A 26,125-nucleotide genomic window follows, 5' to 3' on the forward strand; every position below is an offset into this window, starting at 1 on the left:
GCTTATAATCTTACTTCTACACCCATGTTTTTTAAATATTTCTTCAAATCATTTATTTTTATTTCTCCAAAATGAAATACAGATGCTGCTAAAATTCCATCCACATTAGATTCTTTTACAGCCTCATAGAAATCTTCCATTTTACCAGCACCACCTGATGCTATAACAGGTACATTCACTAAAGAAGTTATTTTTGATAACAATTCTATGTCATATCCATTTTTCATTCCATCTTCATCCATACTATTTACAACGATTTCCCCTGCTCCAAGCTCTACACCCTTAACAGCCCACTCAATTGCATCAAGACTAGTCTTTTCTCTACCACCTTTTACATATACACTCCATGAACCTTCTTCATTTTTCTTTGCATCTATTGATAAAACAACACATTGCGCTCCAAATTTTAATGATGCTTCCCTTATTAATTCAGGATTTTTGACTGCTGATGAATTTATAGAAACTTTATCAGCACCTTTTCTTAAAATATCAGTAAAATCTTCTAACTTATTTACGCCTCCACCAACACAGAATGGTATATTTATATTTTCTGCAACCTTTGTTACAAATTCTAAGGATGTCTTTCTGTCTTCGTTTGATGCAGTTATGTCATAAAATACAAGTTCATCTGCTCCACAATCACTATAAAACTTCCCAAGTACCTCTGGACTGTCAACATCCACTATGTCTTTGAATTTCTTACCTTTTACAACTCTTCCATTCCTTACATCTAGACATGGTATTATTCTTCTAGTAAGCATATTTGTTGTGCCTCCTTAAAGTCTATCTTTTTGTCATATAGTGCCTTACCTATTATAGCACCATATAGATTCATATCTTTCAATCTTCTAACATCATCTATAGAGGTTACTCCTCCTGAAGCAATGACATTTAGTGATGTTTCATTTGATATTTTTTCATATATATCAAAATTTGGACCTTGTAACATTCCATCTTTTGATATATCTGTATAAACAATGGTTTGCACACCTATTTTTCCAAGTTGTTTACACAATGTTAGAGAATCCACATTACTTACAACTTCCCAACCTCTAACTGCTACCTTTCCATCTTTAGCATCTATAGAGACTACTATTTTATCTTTATATTCGTTGACTAATTCTTCAACCAAATTTAAATTTTCAATAGCTATACTACCTAGGATTACTCTAGTAACACCAGCTTTTATTAAACTTTGGACTTTTTCCTTATCTCTAACTCCTCCGCCTACTTGAATAGGTATATCTATATTGTTTGCTATCTTTTCAATTGTTTCTGTATTTACACCAAATTCACTTCTAGCTCCGTTTAAATCTACTATATGTATATATTCTGCGCCTTCATCTTTCCATTTGTTTGCTACTTCTAATGGATTATCATAATATACATTTACTTTATCAAAATCTCCTTGAGTAAGTCTGACACACTTGTTATCCTTTACATCTATTGCTGGAAATATTATCATTTTATCATCTCCCCATATGCTTTTAATATATTTAAACCTACTTCTCCACTTTTTTCCGGATGAAATTGTATACCATATACATTATTTTTTCTAACGATAGCAGGAATTTTCTTTTCATACTCTGAAAATGCAATAAGTTCTTCATTTGATGAATTTGCATAATATGAGTGAACAAAGTATACATAGTCATCTTCCTTAATATATTTAAGTATATCATCTTCTTTATTAAATTTTAGATTATTCCATCCCATATGTGGCACTTTTAAACTTATATCTAATTTATCAATACTGCCTTTTATAAGTCCTAATCCTTCATATTCTCCATACTCATAACTTTTCTCATAAAGTAATTGCATACCTAAACATATACCTATCAGAAATTTTCCTTTTGAAGCATGTTCTCTTAATATTGGTATCAATCCTAGTTCATCTAAAGCATTTATAGAATCTCTAAAAGCCCCAACACCTGGAAGTATAAGCGAATTTGCTTTCTTAATTTCATTTATATCACTAGAAATTTTAGTTTCTATTCCAGCTTTTTTAAAACCTCTAGATACAGAATCTATATTTCCAAGACCATAGTCTACTATTATATTCATTCTACAAAACCCCCTTTGAAGATGCTATCTCATTGGAAATTATTTCACTTCCTTCTTTTAAAGCTCTTGCAAAAGCTTTAAATATGCTTTCTATTTTATGATGGTCATTTTCTCCATATAAAAGATTAATATGTAATGTTACTCTAGATTCATTTACAAAAGCTCTGAAAAATTCTTTAAAACACTGCGTACTCATATTACCAAGCATTTGAGTATCAAATTTAGCATTAAATACAAGATATGGTCTATTACTTATATCTATTGCTACCATTGATAGAGATTCGTCCATAGGTATATAGATAGTAGAATATCTTCTTATTCCTTTTTTATCACCTAAAGCATTTTTAAATGCTTCCCCTATAGCTATACCAATATCTTCAACACTATGATGGTCATCTACATATATATCACCTTTACAAAGCACCTTTAAATCAAACTTGCCATGAAATGCCATCAATGTAAGCATATGGTCTAAAAATCCTATTCCAGTATCTATTTCAGCTTTACCAGAACCATCAATATTTAGTTCTACTGAAATTTGTGTTTCAAAAGTATTTCTTTCTATACTCCAAATTCTCATACCTATTTCTCCTTTTTCAAAATATCTCTTATAGCATCCATAAATATGGTATTCTCTTCTTTATCACCAATCGTAACTCTATAATAATTTTTTAACTTACCACTAAATTCCCTTATTAGCACCCCTCTATCAATAAGTTTTTGTGATAGATTTTCAATTTCAGAATAGAACAATATAAAATTTGCTTGTGATTTATATGCCTTAATTCCTATATCAATCATTTCTTTATATAAAACTTCTCTTTCTTCTTTTACTTCATTTATATAAGCTTTCACTATATCTTTATTTCTAAGAGCTCTTGTAGCAATAAAATCTGATAATGAATTTAAATTATATGGAGGTCTTACCTTTTCAACAGAGTCTATTAAACTACTATTAGATAACATATATCCTGTTCTTATTCCAGCCAATCCAAATGCCTTTGATAAAGTTCTAAGAACTATTAGATTTTCATACTTAAAAACATCACTCAACATACTTTCTTCTCCAAAATCCATGTATGCTTCATCCAAAACTACTAAACTGTCAGTTGAATCTAAGAGTTTTATTACATCTTCCCTCTTTAGTATTGTTCCAGTTGGATTATTTGGATTACATACAATTACTATTTTAGGATTGTTTTCTTTTACTTTTTCAATTACATTATCTATGTTTATAACTAAATTTTCGTCACTTTCAACACCTATAAACTTAGAGCCATTTATTTGACTATATATAGAATACATGCTGAAACTTGGAGAGAAACTTAATATCACTTCATCTTTATCTACAAAAGTATGTATTATCAAATCAATTATTTCACTTGAACCATTTCCTACTAAAAGATTTTTCTTACTTACTCCAGAAATATTTATATAATCTATTATAGACTCTTTCAATTCACTATAAGAATCTTCAGGATATAAATTTAAGTCTATATCACTATCAGAAATCTCTTTAATAAGATGCTTAAACAACTTCTTACTTCCTTCATTTGCATCAAGTTTTACTTTGCAATTCACATGGTTTGGTTCATATCCCTTTAATTCTCTTATACTTTCTTTTTCTCTCAATTTAAACTCCCCCTTCTTAATTGTATTTTAGTTATCTAGTTCTTCAAATAAACGAATTATATTTTGAATTTGTTCATATTTAAATCTATAACTAGCTCTATTTGATATAATTCTAGCACTTATATCACATATATCTTCCAATATTTCAAGACCATTTGCTTTAAGTGTATTACCTGTCTCAACTATGTCTACAATTACATCTGATAATCCTACTATTGGAGCTAATTCTACAGAACCATTTAATTTTATTATTTCAATTTTTTGACCTTTCTCCTTAAAATATTTTTTAGCTATATTTGGATACTTTGTAGCTACTTTTAAATATTCATCTTCTCTATATATACTGTCGCCCTTTAATCCTGCTACAGCAAATTTACACTTCCCAAAACCTAAATCATATATTTCATATACATCTGTTTCATTCTCTAAAATAGTATCTTTTCCTGCTATACCAAGGTCTGCTACTCCTTTTTCAACATATGTAACTACATCTGATGGCTTGACATGTATATATATTATTTTATTTTCTTCATCTTTAAAGATTAACTTTCTTGTATCTGTGTCTATACTGTCCCCTAGACCCATTTTTTTAAATTTTTTAAACGATTCTCCTTCTATTCTTCCTTTTGCTAGTGCTATAGTCAAATAATCCAAAATAACCCCTCCTTTTAAATCCTATTTATATACATATTTCATTAACTCATCAACACTTAATGTAAACCCAATAGCGGGTATTTCTTTTCCATATTCTTTAGTTAGAGAATCATATCTTCCACCACTCAAAATCTCTTTATACGAGTTTGGATAATAACCTCTAAACATAACACCTTCATAATAATCAAGCATTGTAATCATTGATAAATCAAATCTAGCCTTATCTAAGAAATTACACTCTTCAATTAAGTTATTTATTTGCTTTAATTCTTCAAGTGCTTGTTTCATCTTATCATTACAATAGAAATTTTTTGACTTTTCAATAACATCACATAAATTTCCTTGTAAACTTAAAATATTTGATAATAATTCCTTTACTTCATTTTTAATTTTTAACTCTTCAATATATAGTTTTAATTCATGAGTATTTTTCGTATACAATAAATTTTTAATTTGATTTTCACAATTCTTATTTAAATTTAATTCTTCTAGTAGACCATTAATATACTTGCTACTTCCAACTTCTAATATAAACTTATTGTTATATTTCTCAAGTATCTTAAGAGCTAGTTTTACTACTTCTCTATCTGCTTCTACAGAAGATTCTCCTAGACATTCACAACCTATCTGTCTTATCTCTTTTATTCCAACTGTATTTTTATTTTTATATATTGATGAATTATAAAAAAGTTTAAGCTTTAAACCATCTTCCCATCTTGGAACAAGACTTTTTATTATACTTGTAGTTATATCAGCTCTAAGTACCATTACTTTTCCATTTACAACCTTTACCATCGATTCTTCTGGAATTTTATTATTAATACTCGTAAACTCATCGTATTCTTCAAATAATTGTGGCTCTATTTGAAAATATTCTTCATCTAAAAAAAGTTTATCTATTTCTCTTTTTAATTTATATCTTTTTTTAGAATAAATAACTTCATCTTCAATCCTTAAAAACTTCATATTATCACCCTTTTCATTAAAATTGCTCTTCCCTTTGTAAATTTAAAATAATAAAAAGCCATATAGGCTTTATACCTATATGGCTATAATTTTCTCTTAAAATTACTTCCCATCATAGATACAAGACCAATTGCACTAAAAACAGGGCTTGTGTCTATGAATTAATTTCATATTACAATCCCTTTAATCTATGATGATGGTGATGATTTAATTTTGTATTTAATTTTACTATATCTAATCTCACCATGATAATTTCCTCCCAAGTAATTTTTATTAATATTCTAAATTTACAGTTTTTTGTTACTATTAATAATAATATACTTTTCAAAAATTGGCAATAGTTATTTGTAAAATTGAATAAAATATTTTATATAGACTTTTTATTTGTACAATTATAAATTTAATCTTTACCTAATTTGGAAATTTTATGTATAAAAAATGAAATTTCGGGAAAAATTGTAATAATTTAAAAAAACTTATTAAAATATAGTATAATAAGTATATCTTAATGTAAAGGGATGATTTTATGTATAAATATGATGACTATGTGAATTTAACAAATGATTTAGATTTACCTGTAGAAATTAGAAATAAATGTGTTAGAATTGTTAGTGTTTCAGAGAATTTAGAGGACATAATTATAGTACATAAATTCAAACTATATGTCGTAAATGAGAAGTACATTAAAGGAATTATGGAATAGGCATTTTGAATGTACTATTTTTATCAAAATTTATTATAAATAAAATTTAATATTTATAATAAGGAACTGTCTTATTGTAGAAAATACAATATATATAAGACAGTTCCATTTTATTTATTGTAGAATTTTAGTATCAATCAAACCTTTTAAATTATAAAACATACAACAAAACAGCTAAAAAATGAAATAAAGAACCTATCATAATAAAAATATGAAAGATTTCATGAAAACCAAATTCAGGACTTATATTAGGCTTTTTAATAATATAAATAATCGCACCTATAGAATAAGATATTCCCTCCATAATCAATAACTTGAGGCAATCTTTAGGTATTGAATTGAATGCATTTATATCAAAGACAATTGCCCAACCCATAAGTAAGTATATACTTGTAGACAACCATCTAGGAGCATCCATCCAAAAGATTTTTATTATTATACCAATAAAGGCTACTATCCATATTGCTGTAACAAATATTATGCCTTCCTTTTTTTCCATAAAACTTAGACATATTGGTGTATAGGAACCAGCAATTAATACATAAATCATTGCATGGTCAACTTTTCTAAAAAACAATTCTTGCTCTGGTGTTCCTTTTAAAAAATGATAATATGAGCTTGCACTATATAGAGCAATTAGTGACAACCCAAATATCGATACAGATACTATCATCAAAAGAGAGGTCTCTTGCAATGATACAGATTGAAAAACTAAAATTATAGTTGCTAAAAGAGATAAACAAGCTCCTATAAAGTGAGTTAAGCTACTTATCGGGTCTCTACCCTTCAAAAAAAATTGATACATTTTGTCCTCCTACAATTATGTATTTTAAAAATCAAATTTATCGATATAGTTTTCATTACTATATTATATATTTAATTATACCACTTTATATTCTTTTTACAAGACTCAATATTGTTTTATTTTCTAATTTATTGTATTATATATATTATGGAGGTAGCATATGATGAATAATGAACTTAATACTATAATACTAGAAACGCTAGATAATGCTGATATAACTTCAAATGATATTCCCTCTATTGATTTATACATGGACCAAATTATTTCTTTAATTGACAATAAGCTTTCTGCTAATAAGAGATTTGAGAGTGACAAAATTCTTACTAAAACTATGATAAACAATTACAGTAAAGAGGGATTAATCAAACCTATTAAGGGGAAAAAGTATACTAAAGAACAAATTTTACAAATGATAATTATTTATTCTATGAAAAATACACTTACAATACAAGAAATTAAAAGAATCTTACATGGTGTGTATGAAAAAGATGATTTCAATGAAGATGACTTAGTTAGTTGTTATGAAAAATTTATGTCTATAAAAGAAAATCAAAGAAAGAATATACCAAACTTTATAGATTCTAATTTTGAAGATGTAACAATAACTCCAGAAAATAAAGATGATTTACTGATAGCCTTATTGAGTTTGACTTCAATGGCTGACCAATTAAAAAATATTTCCGAAAAATTAGTAGATACCTATTTCCCAGATATTTCTAAAAAATAATTTCAATAAAGTAAGACTGAAAATAAATATTAAAATACAATATTACTTAAATCGCTCTTAATTGTATACAATATAATTTTCAGTCTAAATATTAATACTTTCTATTTTTAATTCTTTCTAATAATCTCCATGTTAAGGTTCTACAAATTTAATTTTATCCTATTTAAGTTTTGACAATGTGAACAATTTAAATTAACTTGGATTTGTTTATACCCTATGAAAACGGCTTGTTTTAATATACCAGTGCCATCATCTATCATAACTACATTGTCTTTTATCTCTACACAGAAATTATTTTCTTGATTACACCAATAACAATCATACTTTTCATTACTTTTTTCTTCTCGCATGATTTTCGCCTCCTTCAATATAAGTTTCTACATTAAAAGAGGTTTTTCCTTTATATTTTTAATAAAATATTATAATTAGAACTTCATAGAATCTATTATACCTTCTATCTTTTCAGATGCTTTCTCTATTGCACTTTGTCTTTCTTCTTCACTAGTTCCAGTTCCATCTACTAATAATTCATCAAATTTCTTAATTCCTATAAATTTCATTATACTTTCCACATAATTTAATCCTTTATTCATAACTGGTTTCAATACCCATGGTATGTGTCCACCTGAAGATTGTATATATACCATACTTCTATCAATATCGTTTAAAATTCCTTGTGGCTTATCATTACCTTCAAATGATATAGTTTTTCCATCTTGAATTATACAGTCTATATATTCTTTAAGTGGTGCTGGAAAAGATAAGCTCCACATAGGTGCCGCTATTACGTATACACTTGCACTCACAAATTGGTCACAAAGGCTTCTAATCTTTGTAATCTCTTTTCTATCCTTATCATCCAACTTCTTAGCATCTTCTTCATTAACTATGCAATTTCTCTTTTCAAAGTACTGATATTCAAGTCTTGGTATATGCTCTTTATAAAGGTCTATTTCTTCAACCTCAAAATCCTTGTTTTCTTCCATAAATTTATTTATAAATTTTCTTGCTACAGTTTTGCTTGAAGATAAGTCTTCAGGTTTTGAATTTACATTTATATATAATAATTTTTTCTTCATAAGCTCACTCCTAAGATTATTTTTATATTATTATTTCACAAATATAACCATTCTATTCTGTTGCCAAATCATAAAATAAATAAAGATACAAATTTTAAATAATCTTAAAAGTAAAAACAATAAAATATTATGTGTATTAATTACAGAAAATATTAAAGATATAATAAAAAATAGATATTCTAGCCTAAATAATGCTTATAATTTTAATAAAAATGGTATAGTGTTAAAACACTATACCATTACAATTATTTAAATATTTTTTAATATTTTTTCTTCCATTTTGCGCTTCTACCTCTTGCAACAACCTCTATCTTATCTTGTTTTCTTAGATTGTTAAAAACTCTATTTATTGTAGGTTCTGGAATATCAGGACATAAATCTCTTATATCTTCTTTTGTAAAATATCCAAGAGTAGAATTTATTATTTTTTCTATTCTACTAGTTTTGGTTTGTCTTTTCTTATCAGATATATTTAAACTATCATCCAACTTCTCATATGCAGTCAATATTGTTTCTAAAAAGTACTCAATCCATGCATTCATATCTGCTTTCTCACTACCTATAGACGATTTCAAATAATTTAAATTACTGTAATACTCATATGAACTATCATCAAATATTTTTCCTAAACTTATATATCTTCCAACTTCATATCCATTTTTATTTAGCAACAATAGGATAAGTACTCTCGCCATTTTTATATTACCTTCTTTGAATGGATGTATCAATATGAAATCTAACACAAATGCAGAAATTAATATTAATATATCAATTTCATCTTCCTCCATCAATGTATTATAAGCTTCACATATTTCTTCTACAGCTTTTTCCACCTTATTTACACCTGAATCAATACTTATGAATTCACCACATTTTAAATTGTGTTCAATAAAATCATTATCTGATTTGTAGCTTCCTCCTCTAGTAGATGAAAATTTATATAAGTATCCATGAAGCTCAAGAATTGTTTGTGAACTTATTGGAATACTTTCATAAGCACTATTAATAGTTTTTACTACATCTCTGTATTCAACAATGCTCAATTCTTCTCTACTTCTAGGTGTAACTTCATTACTTATTAATTTCTCTAAATTAAAATTACTACTATCTCTTTGATTTCCAATGTATGTAGATTCAGAACAATCTACTAAAGATTTTTTTTCTAATCTTTCTAAAATTTCTTTTGGTTGTTTTTTGTAAAGCAGTTGTCTACCCTTATACTCATTTATCTTAGACAACATTCTTGCTACATTCATGTTTACATACATATTTTTTAATTTGCTTTTCTTTGTAAATTCCATAAAATCACTCCATAATTAGAATTTCTCTTATCCTTGACAGCGGTTTTATTTTATCATATAATTGTATTTTTTGCAATTTCTTGCTCAATTATCTGAATTTATATTTCTTATTCAGTTGTTATCTCATTTAGTTTTTCACTTTCATTTAATCTTTCACTCTTAGGAGTATATCTTTTTAACTCTCTAAATACGACTACACCTGTAATTACTGTAGCTATAAAGTCAGACACTGGTTGAGCTGTCCATACACCCTGTAAACCTAGGAATGTAGGAAGAATTAGTACTGCTGGTATCAATAAAATTACTTGTCTTAAAAGACTTAATAACATTGCCATTTTGGCTTTTCCTATAGATTGTATAAAGTTTGTTCCTGTAACTGATAAGCCCACAATTGGCAACATAAGTAGATATATTCTTAAACCATCAACAGATATACTCATAAGCTCAGGGTCTTTATTAAATATTCCTATAATCGCCTCTGGGAAAACCATGACTACTACCATACCCATACATAAAATTATAGTAGCTACTACTAATGAACCTAAATATGCTTTTTTAACCCTATCGTATTTTTCAGCTCCATAATTGAAACCTATAATAGGTTGCGCTCCTTGATTTATTCCAAAGATAGGCATTAAAAATACCATTGCGATAGAAGAAATTGTAGCCATAGCACCTATAGCTAAATCTCCACCATGAGTTTTAAGTGCAATATTTGATATGACTTGAACCAAACTTGCTGCAAGTTGCATTGCAAATGGAGACATACCTATTGCAAATACTGCTTTTATTAGTTTCTTATCTAATTTTAGATTAGATTTACTAAATCTTAAGTTTGATTTTCCACTTATATAATATCCTATAGTTAAAACAGCTGTAAGAGCTTGAGAAGTTACTGTAGCAATTGCAGCCCCTTGTATTCCCAAATTGAATCCAAATATTAATATCCAGTCTAAAACTATATTAGTTAAACATCCTATTATCATTATTCCTGCTGAAATTTTAGGGCTACCATCAGCTCTTATTGAGTGGTTTAAAGAAAAGGAAAGAAGATTTACTACTGTACCTAATAATATAATATTTATATATGATTTTGCATATATAAGGGTATTTTCACTTGCTCCAAATAATGTAAGTATCTTATTTGCAAATAAGATTCCAAGTATCATTATAATAATTCCTGTTATTACAGATAATGTCATTGCATTTCCTATAAGTTTTCTTGCCTCTTCTACTTTACCTTGCCCAAGTTTTATTGATATAGTAGTAGTTGTTCCTATACCTATCAACATACCAAATGCAAGTATTATTGTCATTATCGGCATTGTGACACCAAGACCTGTTATTGCAAGTGGCCCAACTCCTGGTATATTTCCAATAAAGATTCTATCTACTACATTATATAAACTATTTACCAACATACCTATTATCGCTGGTATAGAATATTTAAGTAGTAATTTGCTAATTCGTTCTGTTCCTAATAATTGTTGATTTTCCATCAAGTCTCCTCCTTCTTCTAATATTCAATTTTCCACATATTACAAGGGAGGTGCAAATGCCCTCCCTTAATATTAACTACTTTTTAAATATTAATTTTATATATCTATTATATACCACTTTAATCAAAAAACCAAACTTTTCTAATATAAAAATTTTTTAACAGATAAAAATAAAGTGTATATATAGATGAGAGCACTAGTAATATACCCAGATTTTCTAAGTTAAAACTACTATTTAATATATTATTTAAAAAGAATAGAGAAAGTATGGTGTTTGCAATTGCTATAAAATATGGTATGAAAAATAATGTACCTATCTCTATACTAACAATCTTATTCATAGTTTTAAAAGATAGACCTATTTTTGATAAGTTTTTGTATTTAACTTTATCATATGGCTCATCTGTATATAATCTAAAATATAAAAAACTTAAAACACCCATAAAAAGTATCACACCTATAAAAATACCCATAAATTGTAGAATTTTACTTTGTTGTAATTCCACTAAATACATGTCTGGTAAAGTTAAAAAGTATGACCTATTATATTCTCTATCCAAATTAAAGTGCTTTTCTTTTAGATTTTCAGTTATATTAGCACTAGTTTGCCAGTTATTATAATCAAATCCATAAAAACTCAGTTTTGAAAATTCATTTTCTATATCATTATATAAACTATCATTTATAATTATAATTTTATTGAACATTCCAGTAGGAAAAATTATATTATTTGATGATGCTTTTATTTTTATATTTATTCTTTTTATATTATAATTTTTTACTTGTTTTAGAGACTTTATGTGTTCTTGTGAATTACTACCAGGAATTAATATACCTTCATCTTTTTTGAGATTCACCTCATCTAATTTTAATTGTTTCGACAATGCATTATAATTTTTTACACTTAATATCGCATCTCTATTATGTTTAAGTATAGGGAAACTCAGCTCTTTATAATCATATCTTTTAATTGTCTTTCTAATTTGTTGCAATTCTTCATATTCTTTCTCATTATTATCTTCTGAGAAATATGAGTAAACCATTGGGAAGTTGTTTTTAGAAGATTCTCCTTGAGAACTTACAAGTGATGAAGTTGTTGTAAATGCTACTAAAGTAGCTGATAAAAGTATTGTCATTAAAAACAGCAACCTTGTATTATCTTTTAATTTATACATTAGATTACTTATAAGTAACATATTCACTTTTCTTTTATAAAACTTTTCTTTATTTTTTAAATACTTTAATATTAAAATTATAAATTGAGAAAAAAGTAAAAATGTACCCAAAATGATTAATAACGTTATTGTATACATACCTCCATTTATTTTTAACTTGTTACCAAATAGTATCATAGCATATCCTATTATAAGACATACTATACAAATTACTCCAAGCAACTTTGAAGTCTTTATATCTTTTTTAGGCTTTCTTGTTCCTACTAAAAGCTCTAAAACATTATTCTTATTCAATAACTTTAAGCTTAATGGTCCTGTTATTAAAAACAAAATTGTAAAACATATGACTGTCATCAGTATTGCTTTTAATGGAAAATAAATTGCTGTTAAGTTTATATAAAATAACTTACTTAAATACAATAAAAACAATTTAGAGACTGATAGACCAAGTAATATTCCCAGTATTATTGCTAAGGAACCTATTATCAAGTTCTCAATTAATATCAATCTTTTTAATTGTCTATTGCTCATTCCAATTATTATCAATATTCCAAAATCTTTTAATCTATATTTTAAGAAATTTCCTAAAGAATACAATATAAAAAGCAAGCTAAACCCTAGTATTATTAATTCGGAAACCATAAGAGCCATAAACGCAGTAGAGCCATTTTGGATTCCTGAATCTGCTATGATTGGATGAAACATAGATACAGCAAAGACAAAAAATATCATTATAGAAAAAACTGAACTTAAAAAATATGCTAAATATGCACTAAAGTTCCTAACTATATTATTATAAGCAAACCTTCTAAAGCTCACTATCTTGCACCTCCTATCTGAGACAATACAGATAGTATTTCATCATAAAAAGAATTACTGCTTCCAGATTTTTTTATTTCTGTATATACACACCCATCCTTTATAAAAATCACTCTATCTGAGTAACTTGCACTATATGCTTCATGAGTTACCATAAGTGTAGTTACATTTTGTTCTTTATTTATCTTAGTAAATAATCTTAGAACATCATCAGTAGATTTTGAATCAAGATTTCCAGTTGGTTCGTCTGCAAGTAGTAGTGATGGTCTATTTATAATTGCCCTGGCAATAGCACATCTTTGAGCCTGACCTCCTGAAATTTCATAGATTCTCCTATCTAAAAGATTATCAATACCTAAAAATTTAGCTACGTTTATGGTTTGTCTATTCATATCTTTAACATTCGCACCATCTAATGTAAGTGGTAACATGATATTTTCTTCAACAGTTAGAGTATCAATTAAGTTAAAATCTTGAAATACAAAACCAAGTTGTTTTCTTCTAAATTCAGCAAGCTTTTCTCCTTCTAATTCACTTATGTCACATCCATCTAATATAACTTTCCCTTCATTCTGTTTGTCAACTGTAGATATTATATTTAAAAGAGTAGATTTACCACTTCCAGATGGTCCCATAATAGCTACGAACTCTCCTTTTTCTATATTTATACTAACTTTATCCAAGGCTTTAAATGGAACTTTCCCACAATATGTTTTTGATATATTTTTAATACTTAATATGTTCATTTTATATTCTCCATAACTTTTTTATTTTTACTACAATACTATATTATCGTGAACATACTACTTTAACCATAAAAATACCCTAACAATTAACTTACATATTTGTAAGCCAATTAAATTAGGGCATTAAATAATCTAACTAATTATTGATTACTATTAAATTTAAAATTTAAACGTTTTTCAAATTCATCTAACACCATAGGTTTAGCAAATAAGTATCCTTGAACTTTATCACAACCTATTTCTTTTAAGAATTCCACTTGTTCATAAGTTTCTACACCTTCACAGATTACTTTAATATTAATAGCTTTTGCCATTTCTACTATCTTGGAAATAATAATTTTACCACGTTTTGTATCTGTTGTCTCAATTAAAAATCCTCTATCCAATTTTAAAACATCAAAAGGAAGGTCTTTTAATAAATTTAAAGATGAATACCCTGAACCAAAGTCATCCATTGATATAATAAAACCTATTTCTTTAAGCTTTTTCATTATGTTAATCAATATATCTAAATTGTCAAATACAACACTTTCAGTTAGTTCAAGTTCAATAAACTTAGGAGAGATGTTGTACTTATTTATCAAATCAGTGATATTTTCTATAAAATTATCTCTGTATAAATGAACTCTAGACATATTCACTGAGATTGGTACAGGAGTATATCCTTCATTTATCCATTTGTTAATCGTCTTACAAACCTCTTCAAATACAAACATGTCAACATTTACAATGAAACCATTCTTTTCAAATAAAGGTATAAAGTCTATAGGTGAAATAAATCCCATTTCTGGGCTATCCCATCTTATCAGAGCTTCTGCTCCCTCAATTTCATTTCCATCATTTAGACTATATTTAGGCTGATAATACACTATAAATTCATCTTTTTCTAAAGCTTTATTCATATTATCTTCCAATCGTTTTTCATTATACAGTCGATTTCTTGTCTCTTCATTAAAAAATGAATATGAGTGTTCGTATTTTTCTTTTTTAGTTTTTGCTGCAATATTTGCTCTGTCAATTAACAGGTCAATCTTTTGAGCATCATCTTTTTCAGTGATTTTATATATTCCACTTGATATAACAATTTTATATTTAGATGAATTATTAGTACTTAAGTTACAAATTTCATTATTTATTTTAGACAATCTACTTAAAAGTTCATCTTCAGTACTGCAAAAAACCAATAGTATAAAATGGTCATTATCCATCCTAGCACAAAGCTCAAATTTATTCATATTATTATTTAAAACATGTGCAATATGAATTAATATCTTATTTCCCTCAGAATAACCAAACATCTCATTTATATATTTAAATTTATTTACATCTAACTGCACCAAGTAGAAATCATCTCGATAGTAATTTTTTAAAATATATATAGAATCTTTTCTAAATTTTTCCTTGTTTTTTATTCCACTTAAAGAATCATAATAAGCCAACTTTTTAAGTTGGTCTATTAACTTAGCATTACTTAATTTCCACAATATCATAAATATTAATATATAGAAATATAATTTTATTATAAAATTAATTATTAGGCTTTTAAAATTTTCAAATATATCACATTTTGATATTAAAGTCCAATTAGTATCCTTAATATTTGTATATTTTACATTATATAATCTCCAGTTATTCCAATATAAAAAACTACTTTTTTGTTTTTCATTTATATTTTTTAAAATTTCATCTTTAGTACTTCCTATGATATTCCCTTCTAAACTCAAAGTATTACTTTTATTATTGATAGAGTTTTTATCCGATTCAGAAATAAGAGTATAATCTTTATCTATCATTAGAAATTTAATAGAATCCTCAAAGTTACTTCTACTCACTATCTTATTTACATTTTGAAAATAAAAAGACGCAAAAATGGTTCCTGTTACCTCATTGTTTTTTACAATAGGCATATATATAATAAACACTTTATCACCTGTAACATTACTAGTCTCAATGTCTGAAACTACTACTTGCTTAGTTTTAATTGCTTTCTTAAAACCAACCTTATTTTTTATTGAACCAACTTTTTCCCTATATGTACTTGAAACATTTCCTTCTGTATCTGTTATACCAATCATAAAAAGATTATATTCTTTTTGATATGGTCTTAATAATTTTCCTTTTTCAATTAGAGATATCTCACTATTAGAAAATCTATCATCTTGACTAAGAGCTTTTAATAAGGAAGTGTTTGTTTTTAAATAGTCCTCAAGCTCTCTTTTAGATGCCTCAAGCATATTTTCAGAAGTAACCTTCATAGAATTACTTGCACATATAATTGTGCTTGTGAAATCAATCAAGACTAATAACATTAATAAAATTAATATGTGTTTAAAAATTAGTCCATCAAATACTTTTTCTTTTCTTCTCATATTAAAACACCATTAATTATATAATTTATTTTTTTGTTATCTAATGTTAGATTTAGCAAATTTAATTTTGTTATCAACACATTATTACCTCCTTATAAAACCTTTATTGTATACCATTTTATCACAATTATGTCTAATTATGGTAGAATAGTGTCAAATATTACGACAATAACAATTGTACAATTAAAAAATACCAAGCCAGAAATTATATTCTAGCTTGGTATTTTTAATTTACAAATTAAGCATTAACTTTTGCTTTTAAGTATTCATCTATTGAGGCTGCTGCTGTTTTACCAGCTCCCATTGCAGATATTACTGTTGCTGCTCCAGTAACAGCATCTCCACCTGCAAATACTCCTTCTTTAGAAGTTTGTCCATTTTCATCTGTTATTAGACATCTTCTCTTATTTATATCAAGACTCTTTGTCGTAGAAGATATTAATGGATTTGGACTTGTTCCAAGTGACATTATAACTGTATCTACATCAAGTACAAATTCAGAACCTTCTATTTCTATAGGTCTTCTTCTTCCAGAATCATCTGGTTCTCCTAATTCCATTCTTATACAAACCATACCTTTAACATATCCATTTTCATCTACTAAAATTTCTTTAGGATTTGTCAATGTATTAAATATAATACCTTCTTCTTTTGCATGGTGTACTTCTTCAGCTCTTGCTGGAAGCTCTTTTTCACTTCTTCTATAAACTATATATGATTCTGAACCTAATCTTAATGCAGTTCTAGCAGCGTCCATAGCAACATTTCCACCACCAACTACAGCAACTTTTTTACCAGAACTAATAGGTGTGTCATAATCATCTCTGTAAGCTTTCATTAAGTTTACTCTAGTTAAGAATTCATTTGCAGAAAATACCCCATTTGCATTCTCTCCTGGTATATTCATAAACATTGGAAGACCTGCTCCTGAACCTATGAATATAGCTTCAAATCCTTCATCTTCTATAAGCTCATCTACTGTTATTGTCTTACCAACAATTACATTAGTTTCTATTTTTACACCTAATTTTCTTATATTATCTATTTCAGGTTGAACAACAGCTTGTTTTGGAAGTCTAAATTCAGGTATACCATAAGTTAAAACTCCACCTGGCTCATGCATTGCTTCAAAGATTGTTACATCATAACCTTTTTTGGCTAAATCACCAGCACAAGCTAGTCCTGCTGGACCACTTCCTATTACTGCTACTTTTTGATTTTTCTTAGGCTCTGTATCAGATAAATTTATATCATTTTCTTTTGACCAATCTGCTACAAATCTTTCTAGTTTACCTATTGATACTGCATCTGATTTTATTCCAAGTATACATACACCTTCACATTGACTTTCTTGTGGGCATACTCTACCACAAACAGCTGGTAATGAACTACTCTTAGCTATTACTTTAGCAGCACCTTCTATATCATCTTCTTTAACTTTTGTTATAAATCCTGGAATATCTATTCCTACTGGACATCCACCTACACATTTTGGTTTTTTACAAGCCAAACATCTATTAGCTTCTGCCATAGCTTCTTCTTTATTGTATCCTAAACACACTTCATCAAAATTTTTTGCTCTTACAGCAGGTTCTTGTTCTCTAACTGGTACTTTTACTTTTTTAGCATCCATTATTTGTTACCTCCACATCCACACTTACTATGATGATGACTATCGCCTTCTTCAAGTTTTAGCATAGCTCTTCCTTCTTGAGTCTTGTACATAGATTGTCTTCTCATTGCTTGGTCAAAGTCAACTAAATGTCCGTCAAATTCTGGACCATCTACACATGCAAACTTAGTTTCATCTCCAACACTAACTCTACAACCACCACACATACCTGTTCCATCAATCATTATTGTATTTAAACTTACTATAGTAGGTATATTTAACTCTTTAGTTAATTGGCACATAAATTTCATCATTATCATTGGTCCAATTACGATTGCTTGGTCATATTTTTTGCCTTGATTATCAACTAAATCTTTTAATAAGTCTGTAACTCTTCCATTAAATCCATATGTACCATCATCTGTTGATACGTATACGTTTTTAGCTACTTCTCTCATATCATCTTCTAATATTATTAATTCTTTAGTTCTTGCACCAATTATTACATCTACATCTAATCCATTCTCTTTAAACCATTTAACTTGTGGATACACTGGAGCAGAACCAACTCCACCAGCTACAAATAATATTTTTTTATTTTTTAATTCTTCTATATCTTCATGTATAAATTCACTTGCTTGTCCTAATGGTCCTACAAAGTCCATTACAAAATCGTTTTCTTCAAACATTGCTAATTTTTTAGTTGAAGCACCAACTGTCTGGAATACAATAGTTACTGTTCCTTTTTCTCTATCATAGTCAGCTATTGTTAGAGGAATTCTTTCTCCCTTTTCGTCATTCTTAATTATTATAAATTGACCAGGTTGAGAAGATTTTGCAACTCTAGGCGCCTCTATTTCCATCAAATAAATACTATCTGTTAATTGTCTCTTACTAACTATTCTATTACTCATCTCGCTATTCTCCATTCTAACAAATATATTTTTCCCACTCTAAATTTAATTAAAAACATAAACACACAAAACTATAACTTATTATAATATAATATTAGTTCTTGATTAATTGTTTTGTATTGGACATCCCCCCTATAAAATAATTATAACTGCCCAAACTACAAATAGTTGATATTAACAAATTTCTTTTAATTGCCAATAAACACTAAGTCTATATCATATGTCTAATTTGTTATAGATTTAACCTAATACACACTTAAAGTATACTATATTATGCCAAATTTGTAACAAAAATTTTATAAATACATAATAAAATTTTTTTATTCAATTATTTATTTAATAAATTAACTTAGGTTTTCATAATAACACTAATTTCTTTAAAAACTAAACGTGTGTAAGGCTTTAATCTATTGCAATACCAGCTTTCATATTATTTAAAATACACCCTTATTTTATTATATATCTAAAATTTTCAATATTCATTAATTATTTGAATTTTTATATAAAATTTTTACAATTTCTAAAGATTTATTTACTTATGTAATAAATTATAATAATATTAATTTATAAAGTTAATAATTAATATAGATTAAAATAAAAATAATATAAGCATAGGAGGTACATTCTTTGAAAAACATTATTTCTGCAAAAGAACTTATATCAAAGCTAGAACAAAATGATAATCTAGTCATTATAGATTGTAGATTTGACCTTATTAATAGAACTTATGGTATTGATTCTTATAAAAAAGGACACATAAAAGGTAGCTTCATCTTAGATATAGACAAGGATTTATCGTCTCCTACAAAAGAACATGGTGGTAAAAATCCTTTACAAGACCCTTTCATATTAAAAGAAAAGTTAGAAAAAATGGGCGTTGATAACGATACTACAATTGTAACTTATGATGATGGAGATTTAAATGGAGCTTGTAGATTATTTTTCCAATTAAAACATTTAGGTCTTAAAAAGGTCTATGTACTAGATGGAGGAATAACTTCTTTCGTAAACGAAGGCGGAGAACTAGAAGAAAAAATAAATATTCCAAATTGCACAGGTAAAGAAATTAAACCAAATATAAATGATGATTTAGTTGTGCCAATGGAATATGTTAAATCTAAATTATATAAAAAAGATACTGTAATCATAGATTGTCGTGCCAACGAAAGATATCAAGGTCTAGTTGAGCCTGCTTATTCAAAAGCTGGTCATATACCTAGTGCTAAGAATTATTTTTGTAAGGATTTAATAAAAAGTAATTTTGAAAATGGTTCACTTAAAGACATGGAATTTTTAAAAGATTTCTTCAAAGATTTAAATACTTATGATGAAGTAATTTTATCTTGTGGTTCAGGAATATCTGCTTGTGTCAATAGTCTTGCTCTTAGAGAGCTTGACATCCCTCATAAGATTTATGTTGGTAGCTTTAGCGACTGGATTAGCTATGATGACAATGAAATTAAGACTGGTCAAGAATAAAACTAATAACATATAAAATCAGTCTATAATATCTTAAATATTATAAAATATCATAAAGGCGTTAGTCATTTAGACTTTCGCCTTTAATTGGTATTTCATATACATTTTTAAATTCATCATATATACATTTTAATAATATTAATAAACTGCAACATGACCATCACATCTTGATTCTGTTGCACAGATATAACTTTCTTGTTCTGTTTTGAATATTATTTGACCTCTTCCCATATCAACACTATCATTAATTACTTTTATTTCATGCCCTTTTTCAATTAATGAATCTATTATGTGTTTTGGCATATCTGATTCAACTTCTATTTTCTTGCCTTCTATCCATTGCCATCTTGGAGCATCTAGTGCCTCTTGAGGATTTAGACCAAAATCTATCATGTTTGTTAGTACTTGAACATGTCCTTGTGGTTGCATAAATGCACCCATTACACCAAATGGTCCTATTGCTTTATCTTCTTTGCCTAAAAATCCAGGTATTATAGTATGGTAAGGTTTTTTAAATGGTTTTACTACGTTATGATGTTTAGGGTCTAAGTTAAAATTATTCCCTCTACTATGTAATGCAATCCCAGTGTTTGGTATCACAATTCCAGAACCAAAGTTTATATAGTTACTTTGTATATATGAAACCATATTTCCATCTTTATCAGCAGTACAAAGATACACTGTACCACCACAGTATGGCTCTCCTTCACTTGGATATAGAGCCTTTTTGTTATCGATTAATGAACTTCTTTTTTTGGCATACTCTTGATTTAATAAATCTTGAACCTTCACCTTCATGTGTTCTATATCAGTTACATAAGTTTTAGAATCTGCAAAAGCTAATTTTAAACTTTCTATAATCTTATGTATATCTTCCACATTTTCTATGTTTCCTTCTATATCTAATTCTTTTAATATATTAAGCGCCATTAAAACTGTTATCCCATGTCCATTTGGTGGAATTTCAAATATTTTATATCCTTTATATTCTGTGCTTATAGGCTCTACCCATGTTGGATAAAAACGCTCTAAATCACTTTTTCTTATAGCTCCATCAAATTTTCTAGAATATTCATCTATTTTATCAGCAAGTCTTCCTCTATAAAAGCTTTCAGATTGAGTATCTGCTATTTCTTCTAATGTATTTGCATGTTCTTCACATATAAATATATCTCCAGCTTCTGGAGCTTTGCCTTTTTTAGAAAATGTATCAAACCATGGTTTGAATTCTTCCCCAACAAGTTCTTTTTCATATAATTCATATGATTTTTTCCACACTTTAGCCACATTAGGAGATACTACATAACCTTCTCTCGCATAGTTTATTGCTGGAGATAAACATTCCCTTAAACTAAGCTTGCCATACTTTTTATTTAATTCTGCCCAAGCTGCAGGTATTCCAGGTACAGTTACTGCTCCAAATCCATACTTAGGCATTTCCTCAAGATTACCATAATTATTTAATTCCATCTTTTCTGGAGCAAAACCACTAGAGTTTAGAGCATGCAATCGTTTTTCTTCTTCTATCCAAACAAGAGCATATGCATCTCCACCAATCCCATTGCTTGTTGGTTCTACCACTGCTAATGTAGCAGCTGTTGCAACTGCTGCATCTATAGCATTTCCACCTTTTTTTAATATTTCAAGCCCAGCTTGAGATGCCAGTGGTGTTGATGTTGCAACTGCTCCATTTTTAGCATATACGACATTTCTTATTGATGAATATTTATGTTGATAAGCGTTAAACTTCATAAACTTCAACTCCTTGTCATTTTTTATTTGATGTTTTTCCTAAATTTATTATATAACATCAGGTAACACAACTGATATAAAATATATACTTTTTCCAAATCTTAATTTTTTCATCTTAATATATCCCCTAAGATTTTATACCTTAGCTTAAAACAACTTAATTTATTCTATTATCATATTTTGAGCATATTTTAAGGTTAAAAAATAATATATAAAGTATCCTATATAATAAATGACTAGAGTTATGATAATTGGAGTAATTAATGACCTAGGTATAAACTTTCGTGCAATTGACATTGCAAATAGATTATGAACTGTACCTACGACTAATGGAAGTAAAAATACAACTTTTAATTGTTTTGATATTATTTTCTCAATATCTTTGTTGTTTGCTCCAAGTTTTATTAATATAATGTATCTTTCTTTATCATCATATATACTTGATAGTTGCTTAAACAAAATTATGCTACCTGTACATAAAAGAAATACTACAGATAAAAATATACCTATAAATAACATAAGACCACTTAATTTTATCAAATTATTATAGTTCTCATTCCTTGATGTAAAATTAAAAGGATAAGTAAATTTCATATTTTTATTCACTATATTTTTCAATTTTAAAGTTAAATCAAGTCCTTTCTTTTCGTTATCTATGTCAATTAATCTTATTAGTCTAGAGCTTCTGTCTGACTTTAACTGATTAAAAATTTTATCTTTTACTACAACTAAATCGAATGTAGATTGTGAATTTATTTCTGGTTCTAAAATATTTTCTTGTACTTTAAGAAGATTTGTACCATATTCTTTTTCTCCTTTAATGTATAGCTTTATTTCTTTAGTATTAAAATTTTCTAAAAATATTTTCTTATATGAATCAGAAACATAATACGCATATTCATTCGAGGATAAATCTTTATAACCTACATTCTGATACTGTCTTAATTTTTTAAAATCACTTTCTTTAATTAAGTCCACAGATATTCTATCTTTTCTTTGATTAGTTGCATTTTTATAATACATTTCAAAGATTATATTTTTGTCTATGAGCTCTATTGTTTTATCAAAGATTACCTTATTATTTTTTTTATATTTATATAACAAATCGTCAATTTCTTTATTTACATGATTATTTTCTGCATTTACAGTATAACTGTATTTGTAATTTTCACTTATATTTCTATCTATATCATAATAAAGTGATATGGTAAATCCTAGCATGGTTACACTTGTAGCTATTAATATTGATATTATAGCCAGTATCCTACTATTGCTCTTCAATTTAAATCCAAGTTCAGAAAAAGCAATTAGATTTCTTCCTTTATAATAAAATTTTTTTTTCTTCCTAACAGCGTCAATGATTATAGACATAACTGATGAGAAGAATAAAAAAGTTCCTGGTATTATTGTAATTAATATAAAAATTGAAAGCATAATATTCTCAGCAATAAAATAACTAATTGACATAAGATAAGAAATTGTTATTAGTAAAATACCAAGTATTCCTTTTAACCTTATACATTTTTTAGTTGTATGCTTTTCTGGCAATTTATTAAATAATTCTACAACCCTTTTATTTCTGATTATCATAGTATTTCTTATTCCAATAGCTATGAATATTATTAAAAATACAACTAGTGTTTGAACTAAAGCCTTTGCACTTAAATTCATCTTTACTACTATCATTTCATTCATTAACTTTACAAGTATCATAGTCATAAGCTTTGAAAATAACAAACCTAAAAATATTCCTATTAATATTGCAAGTATCCCCATCAAAAAAGTCTCATATAAAAATACTCTTCCTATCTGACTTTTCCTCATTCCAAGTAAACTATAAGTACCCACCTCTCGTCTACGTCTATTAAAAAAAAATGAGTTCGAATAATATATAAATAAGAAAACAAATATAATTATTACAATCGAACTTGTGTTAATACTTATCCTGGTTTTATTTCCAAGTGAGTTTAAAGCTTCATTATACTCTATAGATTTAAAACTGAAAAATACAAACACGCTAAATACAATTGAAATAAAATACATTAAATAGTTAAAAAAACTATTTTTTACATTTTGCATTGCAATTCTAAATAAACTCATTTTTATTAACTCCTCCAATTAAGGAAACTGTATTTACTATTTTATTATAGAATTCTCTAGTACTTTCCCCTTTAACAATTTCTGTAAATATTATTCCATCCTTTATAAAGAGTATCCTATCACAAAAACTTGCACATGTAGCATCGTGAGTTACCATTAATATCGTTCTATTATTATTTTTATTTAAGTTCAGTAGACAATTCAATAAATTCCTAGCAGATTTGGAATCTAATGCTCCTGTGGGTTCATCTGCAAGTATTAATGATGGTTTTGTTGCTATTGCCCTACAGACAGCTCCTCTTTGTTTCTGCCCTCCTGAAACTTCACTAGGATATTTATCTAATATTGATTCTATATCTAATTCTTTTGATATTTCTTGTATTCTATTTTCTATATTTGATACGCTTTCATTTTTTAAAGAAAGGGGCAGAATTATGTTTTCTTTTATTGTAAGAGTCTCTAGAAGATTAGAATCTTGAAACACAAATCCGAGATTATCACGTCTAAAATCTGCTAATTCATTTTGATTCATTTTAACAATATTCTTTCTATTTATATAAACCTCTCCTGATGAAGGTAAATCTATCGTAGAAATGATATTTAAAAGAGTTGATTTACCTGCACCAGATGAACCCATAATACCAACAAATTCTCCTTTATAAACCTTAAAACTTATTCCTCTTAGAGCTTCAAATTTTGAACCTCTTCTCCCATATTCTTTTTTTACATTTTCAACAGATAATACTTCTTCCATAGTTAAATAATCACCTCTCCTCATAATTAGTTATTTATTAATTCTCACAAATATATTATATATATTAAAATAGCTTTTAAACATTTAATTACATTAATTTAAAGTTACATTTATGTAAGTATTTATTCTATTTCTTCATTTTTATTGTAATTATGTTTAAAATATAATTTATCAAGTAAAATATAGTTATATTAATATAATTATTTTAGATTATAAGGTAGAAATATTTTAATTTATCAAGTAAAATAAGGTTATGTTAATATAACTATTTTGAATTAGGAGGTAAGAATGTTTAAAATAATGGTAATTGAAGATGATGTTTCATTAAAGAATATCATAGCAGAATGTCTTTCTAAATGGGGACATGATGTGTATCAAATAGAAAATCTTGAAAACATCATAGAAGAATTTAAAAACTATGAACCACAATTAGTTTTATTGGATATAAATCTTCCATTTTATGATGGTTTTCATTGGTGCAATGAAATAAGAAAAATTTCAAAAGTTCCTATAATCTTTATTTCTTCAAGAAACTCCAACATGGATGTAATAATGGGTGTAAATCTGGGAGCAGATGATTATATACAAAAACCATTTTCTATAGATGTTTTAGTAGCTAAAGTTAATGCACTCTTAAGAAGAACTTATAATTTTGTTGAGAATAATTCAAATCAAATTGTTCATAATGGTGTTATCTTAGATTTATCAACTGCGACCATAAAATATGAAGACAATATTGTTGAATTAACCAAAAACGAAATTAAGATTCTTCATGAGCTTATGAAATATAAGGGGCAAATAGTTAGCAGAAATAAACTTATGAAAAAATTATGGGATAATGATTGGTTTGTAGATGATAATACATTAACTGTAAATGTAAACCGAATACGAGTAAAATTAAATGAAATTGGGTTGGAAGATTTTATAGATACAAAACGAGGATTAGGTTATATAATCAATTAAAACAACTCTAAG

General features: G+C 27.2%; 24 protein-coding genes. 4 read left to right on the forward strand and 20 right to left on the reverse strand.

Features of this window, described 5'->3' with window-relative positions:
• Nucleotides 1-2 precede the first annotated feature (2 nt).
• Genes hisF through Q3223_RS16740 form a run of 7 tightly spaced genes read right to left on the reverse strand, consistent with a single transcriptional unit; the run spans nt 3 to nt 5,316 of the window.
• Nucleotides 3-761, reverse strand: a complete 759-nt coding sequence (hisF, locus tag Q3223_RS16710; protein WP_054270042.1) for an imidazole glycerol phosphate synthase subunit HisF — start codon at nt 759-761, stop codon at nt 3-5.
• A complete protein-coding gene (hisA, locus tag Q3223_RS16715; RefSeq protein WP_284181858.1) occupies nt 743-1,465 on the reverse strand; it encodes a 1-(5-phosphoribosyl)-5-[(5-phosphoribosylamino)methylideneamino]imidazole-4-carboxamide isomerase in 723 nt (240 codons plus the stop codon). The genes hisF and hisA overlap by 19 nt, the downstream gene beginning before the upstream one ends.
• Nucleotides 1,462-2,064 (reverse strand): imidazole glycerol phosphate synthase subunit HisH, encoded by a 603-nt coding sequence (hisH, locus tag Q3223_RS16720; RefSeq protein ID WP_054276528.1) that lies wholly within the window; start codon nt 2,062-2,064, stop codon nt 1,462-1,464. The genes hisA and hisH overlap by 4 nt, the downstream gene beginning before the upstream one ends.
• A 1-nt stretch (nt 2,065) precedes the next feature.
• Nucleotides 2,066-2,650 (reverse strand): imidazoleglycerol-phosphate dehydratase HisB, encoded by a 585-nt coding sequence (hisB, locus tag Q3223_RS16725; protein WP_407812236.1) that lies wholly within the window; start codon nt 2,648-2,650, stop codon nt 2,066-2,068.
• Nucleotides 2,647-3,696, reverse strand: a complete 1,050-nt coding sequence (gene hisC / locus Q3223_RS16730) for a histidinol-phosphate transaminase (RefSeq protein WP_054270038.1) — start codon at nt 3,694-3,696, stop codon at nt 2,647-2,649. The genes hisB and hisC overlap by 4 nt, the downstream gene beginning before the upstream one ends.
• A 27-nt stretch (nt 3,697-3,723) precedes the next feature.
• Nucleotides 3,724-4,350, reverse strand: coding sequence for an ATP phosphoribosyltransferase (gene hisG / locus Q3223_RS16735; protein ID WP_021384322.1), 627 nt, complete (start codon nt 4,348-4,350; stop codon nt 3,724-3,726).
• A 21-nt stretch (nt 4,351-4,371) separates the two neighbouring features.
• Nucleotides 4,372-5,316, reverse strand: coding sequence for an ATP phosphoribosyltransferase regulatory subunit (locus tag Q3223_RS16740; protein ID WP_054270037.1), 945 nt, complete (start codon nt 5,314-5,316; stop codon nt 4,372-4,374).
• A 526-nt stretch (nt 5,317-5,842) separates the two neighbouring features.
• On the opposite strand from Q3223_RS16740, the gene Q3223_RS16745 reads away from it, so the two are divergent.
• Nucleotides 5,843-6,019: a hypothetical protein gene (locus Q3223_RS16745; protein ID WP_003420092.1), complete on the forward strand. Its 177-nt coding sequence runs from the start codon at nt 5,843-5,845 to the stop codon at nt 6,017-6,019.
• A 151-nt stretch (nt 6,020-6,170) separates the two neighbouring features.
• Here the strand turns inward: Q3223_RS16745 and Q3223_RS16750 are convergent, their stop codons facing one another.
• The gene (locus tag Q3223_RS16750) at nt 6,171-6,824 is read right to left on the reverse strand and encodes a hemolysin III family protein (protein WP_054270036.1); all 654 of its coding nucleotides are present in this window, start codon (nt 6,822-6,824) and stop codon (nt 6,171-6,173) included.
• 160 nt (nt 6,825-6,984) lie between these two features.
• Between Q3223_RS16750 and Q3223_RS16755 the strand changes: the two genes are divergently transcribed.
• Nucleotides 6,985-7,551: a DUF1836 domain-containing protein gene (locus Q3223_RS16755; RefSeq protein ID WP_065388383.1), complete on the forward strand. Its 567-nt coding sequence runs from the start codon at nt 6,985-6,987 to the stop codon at nt 7,549-7,551.
• A 140-nt stretch (nt 7,552-7,691) separates the two neighbouring features.
• Here Q3223_RS16755 and Q3223_RS16760 read toward each other — a convergent pair whose 3' ends face one another.
• From Q3223_RS16760 to Q3223_RS16800, 9 genes are all read right to left on the reverse strand, one after another.
• The gene (locus Q3223_RS16760) at nt 7,692-7,901 is read right to left on the reverse strand and encodes a hypothetical protein (protein ID WP_021384315.1); all 210 of its coding nucleotides are present in this window, start codon (nt 7,899-7,901) and stop codon (nt 7,692-7,694) included.
• A gap of 75 nt (nt 7,902-7,976) precedes the next feature.
• Nucleotides 7,977-8,630, reverse strand: coding sequence for an FMN-dependent NADH-azoreductase (locus Q3223_RS16765; RefSeq protein ID WP_054270035.1), 654 nt, complete (start codon nt 8,628-8,630; stop codon nt 7,977-7,979).
• Between the two features lie 260 nt (nt 8,631-8,890).
• Complete coding sequence (locus Q3223_RS16770) at nt 8,891-9,931, reverse strand: Fic family protein (RefSeq protein ID WP_054270034.1); 1,041 nt, start codon at nt 9,929-9,931, stop codon at nt 8,891-8,893.
• Nucleotides 9,932-10,038: 107 nt separating this feature from the next.
• A complete protein-coding gene (locus Q3223_RS16775; protein WP_054270033.1) occupies nt 10,039-11,430 on the reverse strand; it encodes an MATE family efflux transporter in 1,392 nt (463 codons plus the stop codon).
• A gap of 119 nt (nt 11,431-11,549) precedes the next feature.
• Complete coding sequence (locus Q3223_RS16780; RefSeq protein ID WP_407812226.1) at nt 11,550-13,424, reverse strand: FtsX-like permease family protein; 1,875 nt, start codon at nt 13,422-13,424, stop codon at nt 11,550-11,552.
• Complete coding sequence (locus tag Q3223_RS16785) at nt 13,424-14,170, reverse strand: ABC transporter ATP-binding protein (RefSeq protein WP_054270031.1); 747 nt, start codon at nt 14,168-14,170, stop codon at nt 13,424-13,426. The genes Q3223_RS16780 and Q3223_RS16785 overlap by 1 nt, the downstream gene beginning before the upstream one ends.
• Nucleotides 14,171-14,310: 140 nt before the next feature.
• The gene (locus tag Q3223_RS16790; RefSeq protein ID WP_407812227.1) at nt 14,311-16,539 is read right to left on the reverse strand and encodes an EAL domain-containing protein; all 2,229 of its coding nucleotides are present in this window, start codon (nt 16,537-16,539) and stop codon (nt 14,311-14,313) included.
• A 238-nt stretch (nt 16,540-16,777) separates the two neighbouring features.
• Nucleotides 16,778-18,172 (reverse strand): NADPH-dependent glutamate synthase, encoded by a 1,395-nt coding sequence (gene gltA / locus Q3223_RS16795; RefSeq protein WP_054270029.1) that lies wholly within the window; start codon nt 18,170-18,172, stop codon nt 16,778-16,780.
• On the reverse strand, nt 18,172-19,065 hold the full coding sequence (locus Q3223_RS16800) for a sulfide/dihydroorotate dehydrogenase-like FAD/NAD-binding protein (protein WP_407812228.1): 894 nt from the start codon (nt 19,063-19,065) through the stop codon (nt 18,172-18,174). Before Q3223_RS16800 ends, gltA begins: the two co-directional genes overlap by 1 nt.
• 627 nt (nt 19,066-19,692) lie before the next feature.
• On the opposite strand from Q3223_RS16800, the gene Q3223_RS16805 reads away from it, so the two are divergent.
• Nucleotides 19,693-20,544: a sulfurtransferase gene (locus Q3223_RS16805; protein ID WP_054270027.1), complete on the forward strand. Its 852-nt coding sequence runs from the start codon at nt 19,693-19,695 to the stop codon at nt 20,542-20,544.
• Between the two features lie 138 nt (nt 20,545-20,682).
• Here Q3223_RS16805 and ggt read toward each other — a convergent pair whose 3' ends face one another.
• From ggt to Q3223_RS16820, 3 genes are all read right to left on the reverse strand, one after another.
• Nucleotides 20,683-22,296, reverse strand: a complete 1,614-nt coding sequence (gene ggt / locus Q3223_RS16810; protein WP_407812229.1) for a gamma-glutamyltransferase — start codon at nt 22,294-22,296, stop codon at nt 20,683-20,685.
• Nucleotides 22,297-22,458: 162 nt separating this feature from the next.
• On the reverse strand, nt 22,459-24,396 hold the full coding sequence (locus Q3223_RS16815; protein ID WP_407812230.1) for an ABC transporter permease: 1,938 nt from the start codon (nt 24,394-24,396) through the stop codon (nt 22,459-22,461).
• Complete coding sequence (locus Q3223_RS16820; RefSeq protein ID WP_243193059.1) at nt 24,383-25,150, reverse strand: ABC transporter ATP-binding protein; 768 nt, start codon at nt 25,148-25,150, stop codon at nt 24,383-24,385. Before Q3223_RS16820 ends, Q3223_RS16815 begins: the two co-directional genes overlap by 14 nt.
• Before the next feature lie 288 nt (nt 25,151-25,438).
• On the opposite strand from Q3223_RS16820, the gene Q3223_RS16825 reads away from it, so the two are divergent.
• Nucleotides 25,439-26,113: a response regulator transcription factor gene (locus Q3223_RS16825; RefSeq protein ID WP_054270023.1), complete on the forward strand. Its 675-nt coding sequence runs from the start codon at nt 25,439-25,441 to the stop codon at nt 26,111-26,113.
• Nucleotides 26,114-26,125 lie beyond the last annotated feature (12 nt).

The organism is Clostridioides sp. GD02367 (genome assembly GCF_045900275.1).
Classification (GTDB): domain Bacteria; phylum Bacillota; class Clostridia; order Peptostreptococcales; family Peptostreptococcaceae; genus Clostridioides; species Clostridioides difficile_A.

Excerpts from the sequence above, each read along its gene's own strand:
- hisF (WP_054270042.1), bottom strand. The coding sequence starts at position 761 with ATGCTTACTAGAAGAATAATACCATGTCTAGATGTAAGGAATGGAAGA.
- hisA (WP_284181858.1), bottom strand. The coding sequence starts at position 1,465 with ATGATAATATTTCCAGCAATAGATGTAAAGGATAACAAGTGTGTCAGA.
- hisH (WP_054276528.1), bottom strand. The coding sequence starts at position 2,064 with ATGAATATAATAGTAGACTATGGTCTTGGAAATATAGATTCTGTATCT.
- Q3223_RS16740 (WP_054270037.1), bottom strand. The coding sequence starts at position 5,316 with ATGAAGTTTTTAAGGATTGAAGATGAAGTTATTTATTCTAAAAAAAGA.
- Q3223_RS16745 (WP_003420092.1), top strand. The coding sequence starts at position 5,843 with ATGTATAAATATGATGACTATGTGAATTTAACAAATGATTTAGATTTA.
- Q3223_RS16750 (WP_054270036.1), bottom strand. The coding sequence starts at position 6,824 with ATGTATCAATTTTTTTTGAAGGGTAGAGACCCGATAAGTAGCTTAACT.
- Q3223_RS16755 (WP_065388383.1), top strand. The coding sequence starts at position 6,985 with ATGATGAATAATGAACTTAATACTATAATACTAGAAACGCTAGATAAT.
- Q3223_RS16760 (WP_021384315.1), bottom strand. The coding sequence starts at position 7,901 with ATGCGAGAAGAAAAAAGTAATGAAAAGTATGATTGTTATTGGTGTAAT.
- Q3223_RS16765 (WP_054270035.1), bottom strand. The coding sequence starts at position 8,630 with ATGAAGAAAAAATTATTATATATAAATGTAAATTCAAAACCTGAAGAC.
- Q3223_RS16770 (WP_054270034.1), bottom strand. The coding sequence starts at position 9,931 with ATGGAATTTACAAAGAAAAGCAAATTAAAAAATATGTATGTAAACATG.
- Q3223_RS16775 (WP_054270033.1), bottom strand. The coding sequence starts at position 11,430 with ATGGAAAATCAACAATTATTAGGAACAGAACGAATTAGCAAATTACTA.
- Q3223_RS16785 (WP_054270031.1), bottom strand. The coding sequence starts at position 14,170 with ATGAACATATTAAGTATTAAAAATATATCAAAAACATATTGTGGGAAA.
- Q3223_RS16790 (WP_407812227.1), bottom strand. The coding sequence starts at position 16,539 with ATGAGAAGAAAAGAAAAAGTATTTGATGGACTAATTTTTAAACACATA.
- gltA (WP_054270029.1), bottom strand. The coding sequence starts at position 18,172 with ATGGATGCTAAAAAAGTAAAAGTACCAGTTAGAGAACAAGAACCTGCT.
- Q3223_RS16800 (WP_407812228.1), bottom strand. The coding sequence starts at position 19,065 with ATGAGTAATAGAATAGTTAGTAAGAGACAATTAACAGATAGTATTTAT.
- ggt (WP_407812229.1), bottom strand. The coding sequence starts at position 22,296 with ATGAAGTTTAACGCTTATCAACATAAATATTCATCAATAAGAAATGTC.
- Q3223_RS16815 (WP_407812230.1), bottom strand. The coding sequence starts at position 24,396 with ATGAGTTTATTTAGAATTGCAATGCAAAATGTAAAAAATAGTTTTTTT.
- Q3223_RS16820 (WP_243193059.1), bottom strand. The coding sequence starts at position 25,150 with ATGGAAGAAGTATTATCTGTTGAAAATGTAAAAAAAGAATATGGGAGA.
- Q3223_RS16825 (WP_054270023.1), top strand. The coding sequence starts at position 25,439 with ATGTTTAAAATAATGGTAATTGAAGATGATGTTTCATTAAAGAATATC.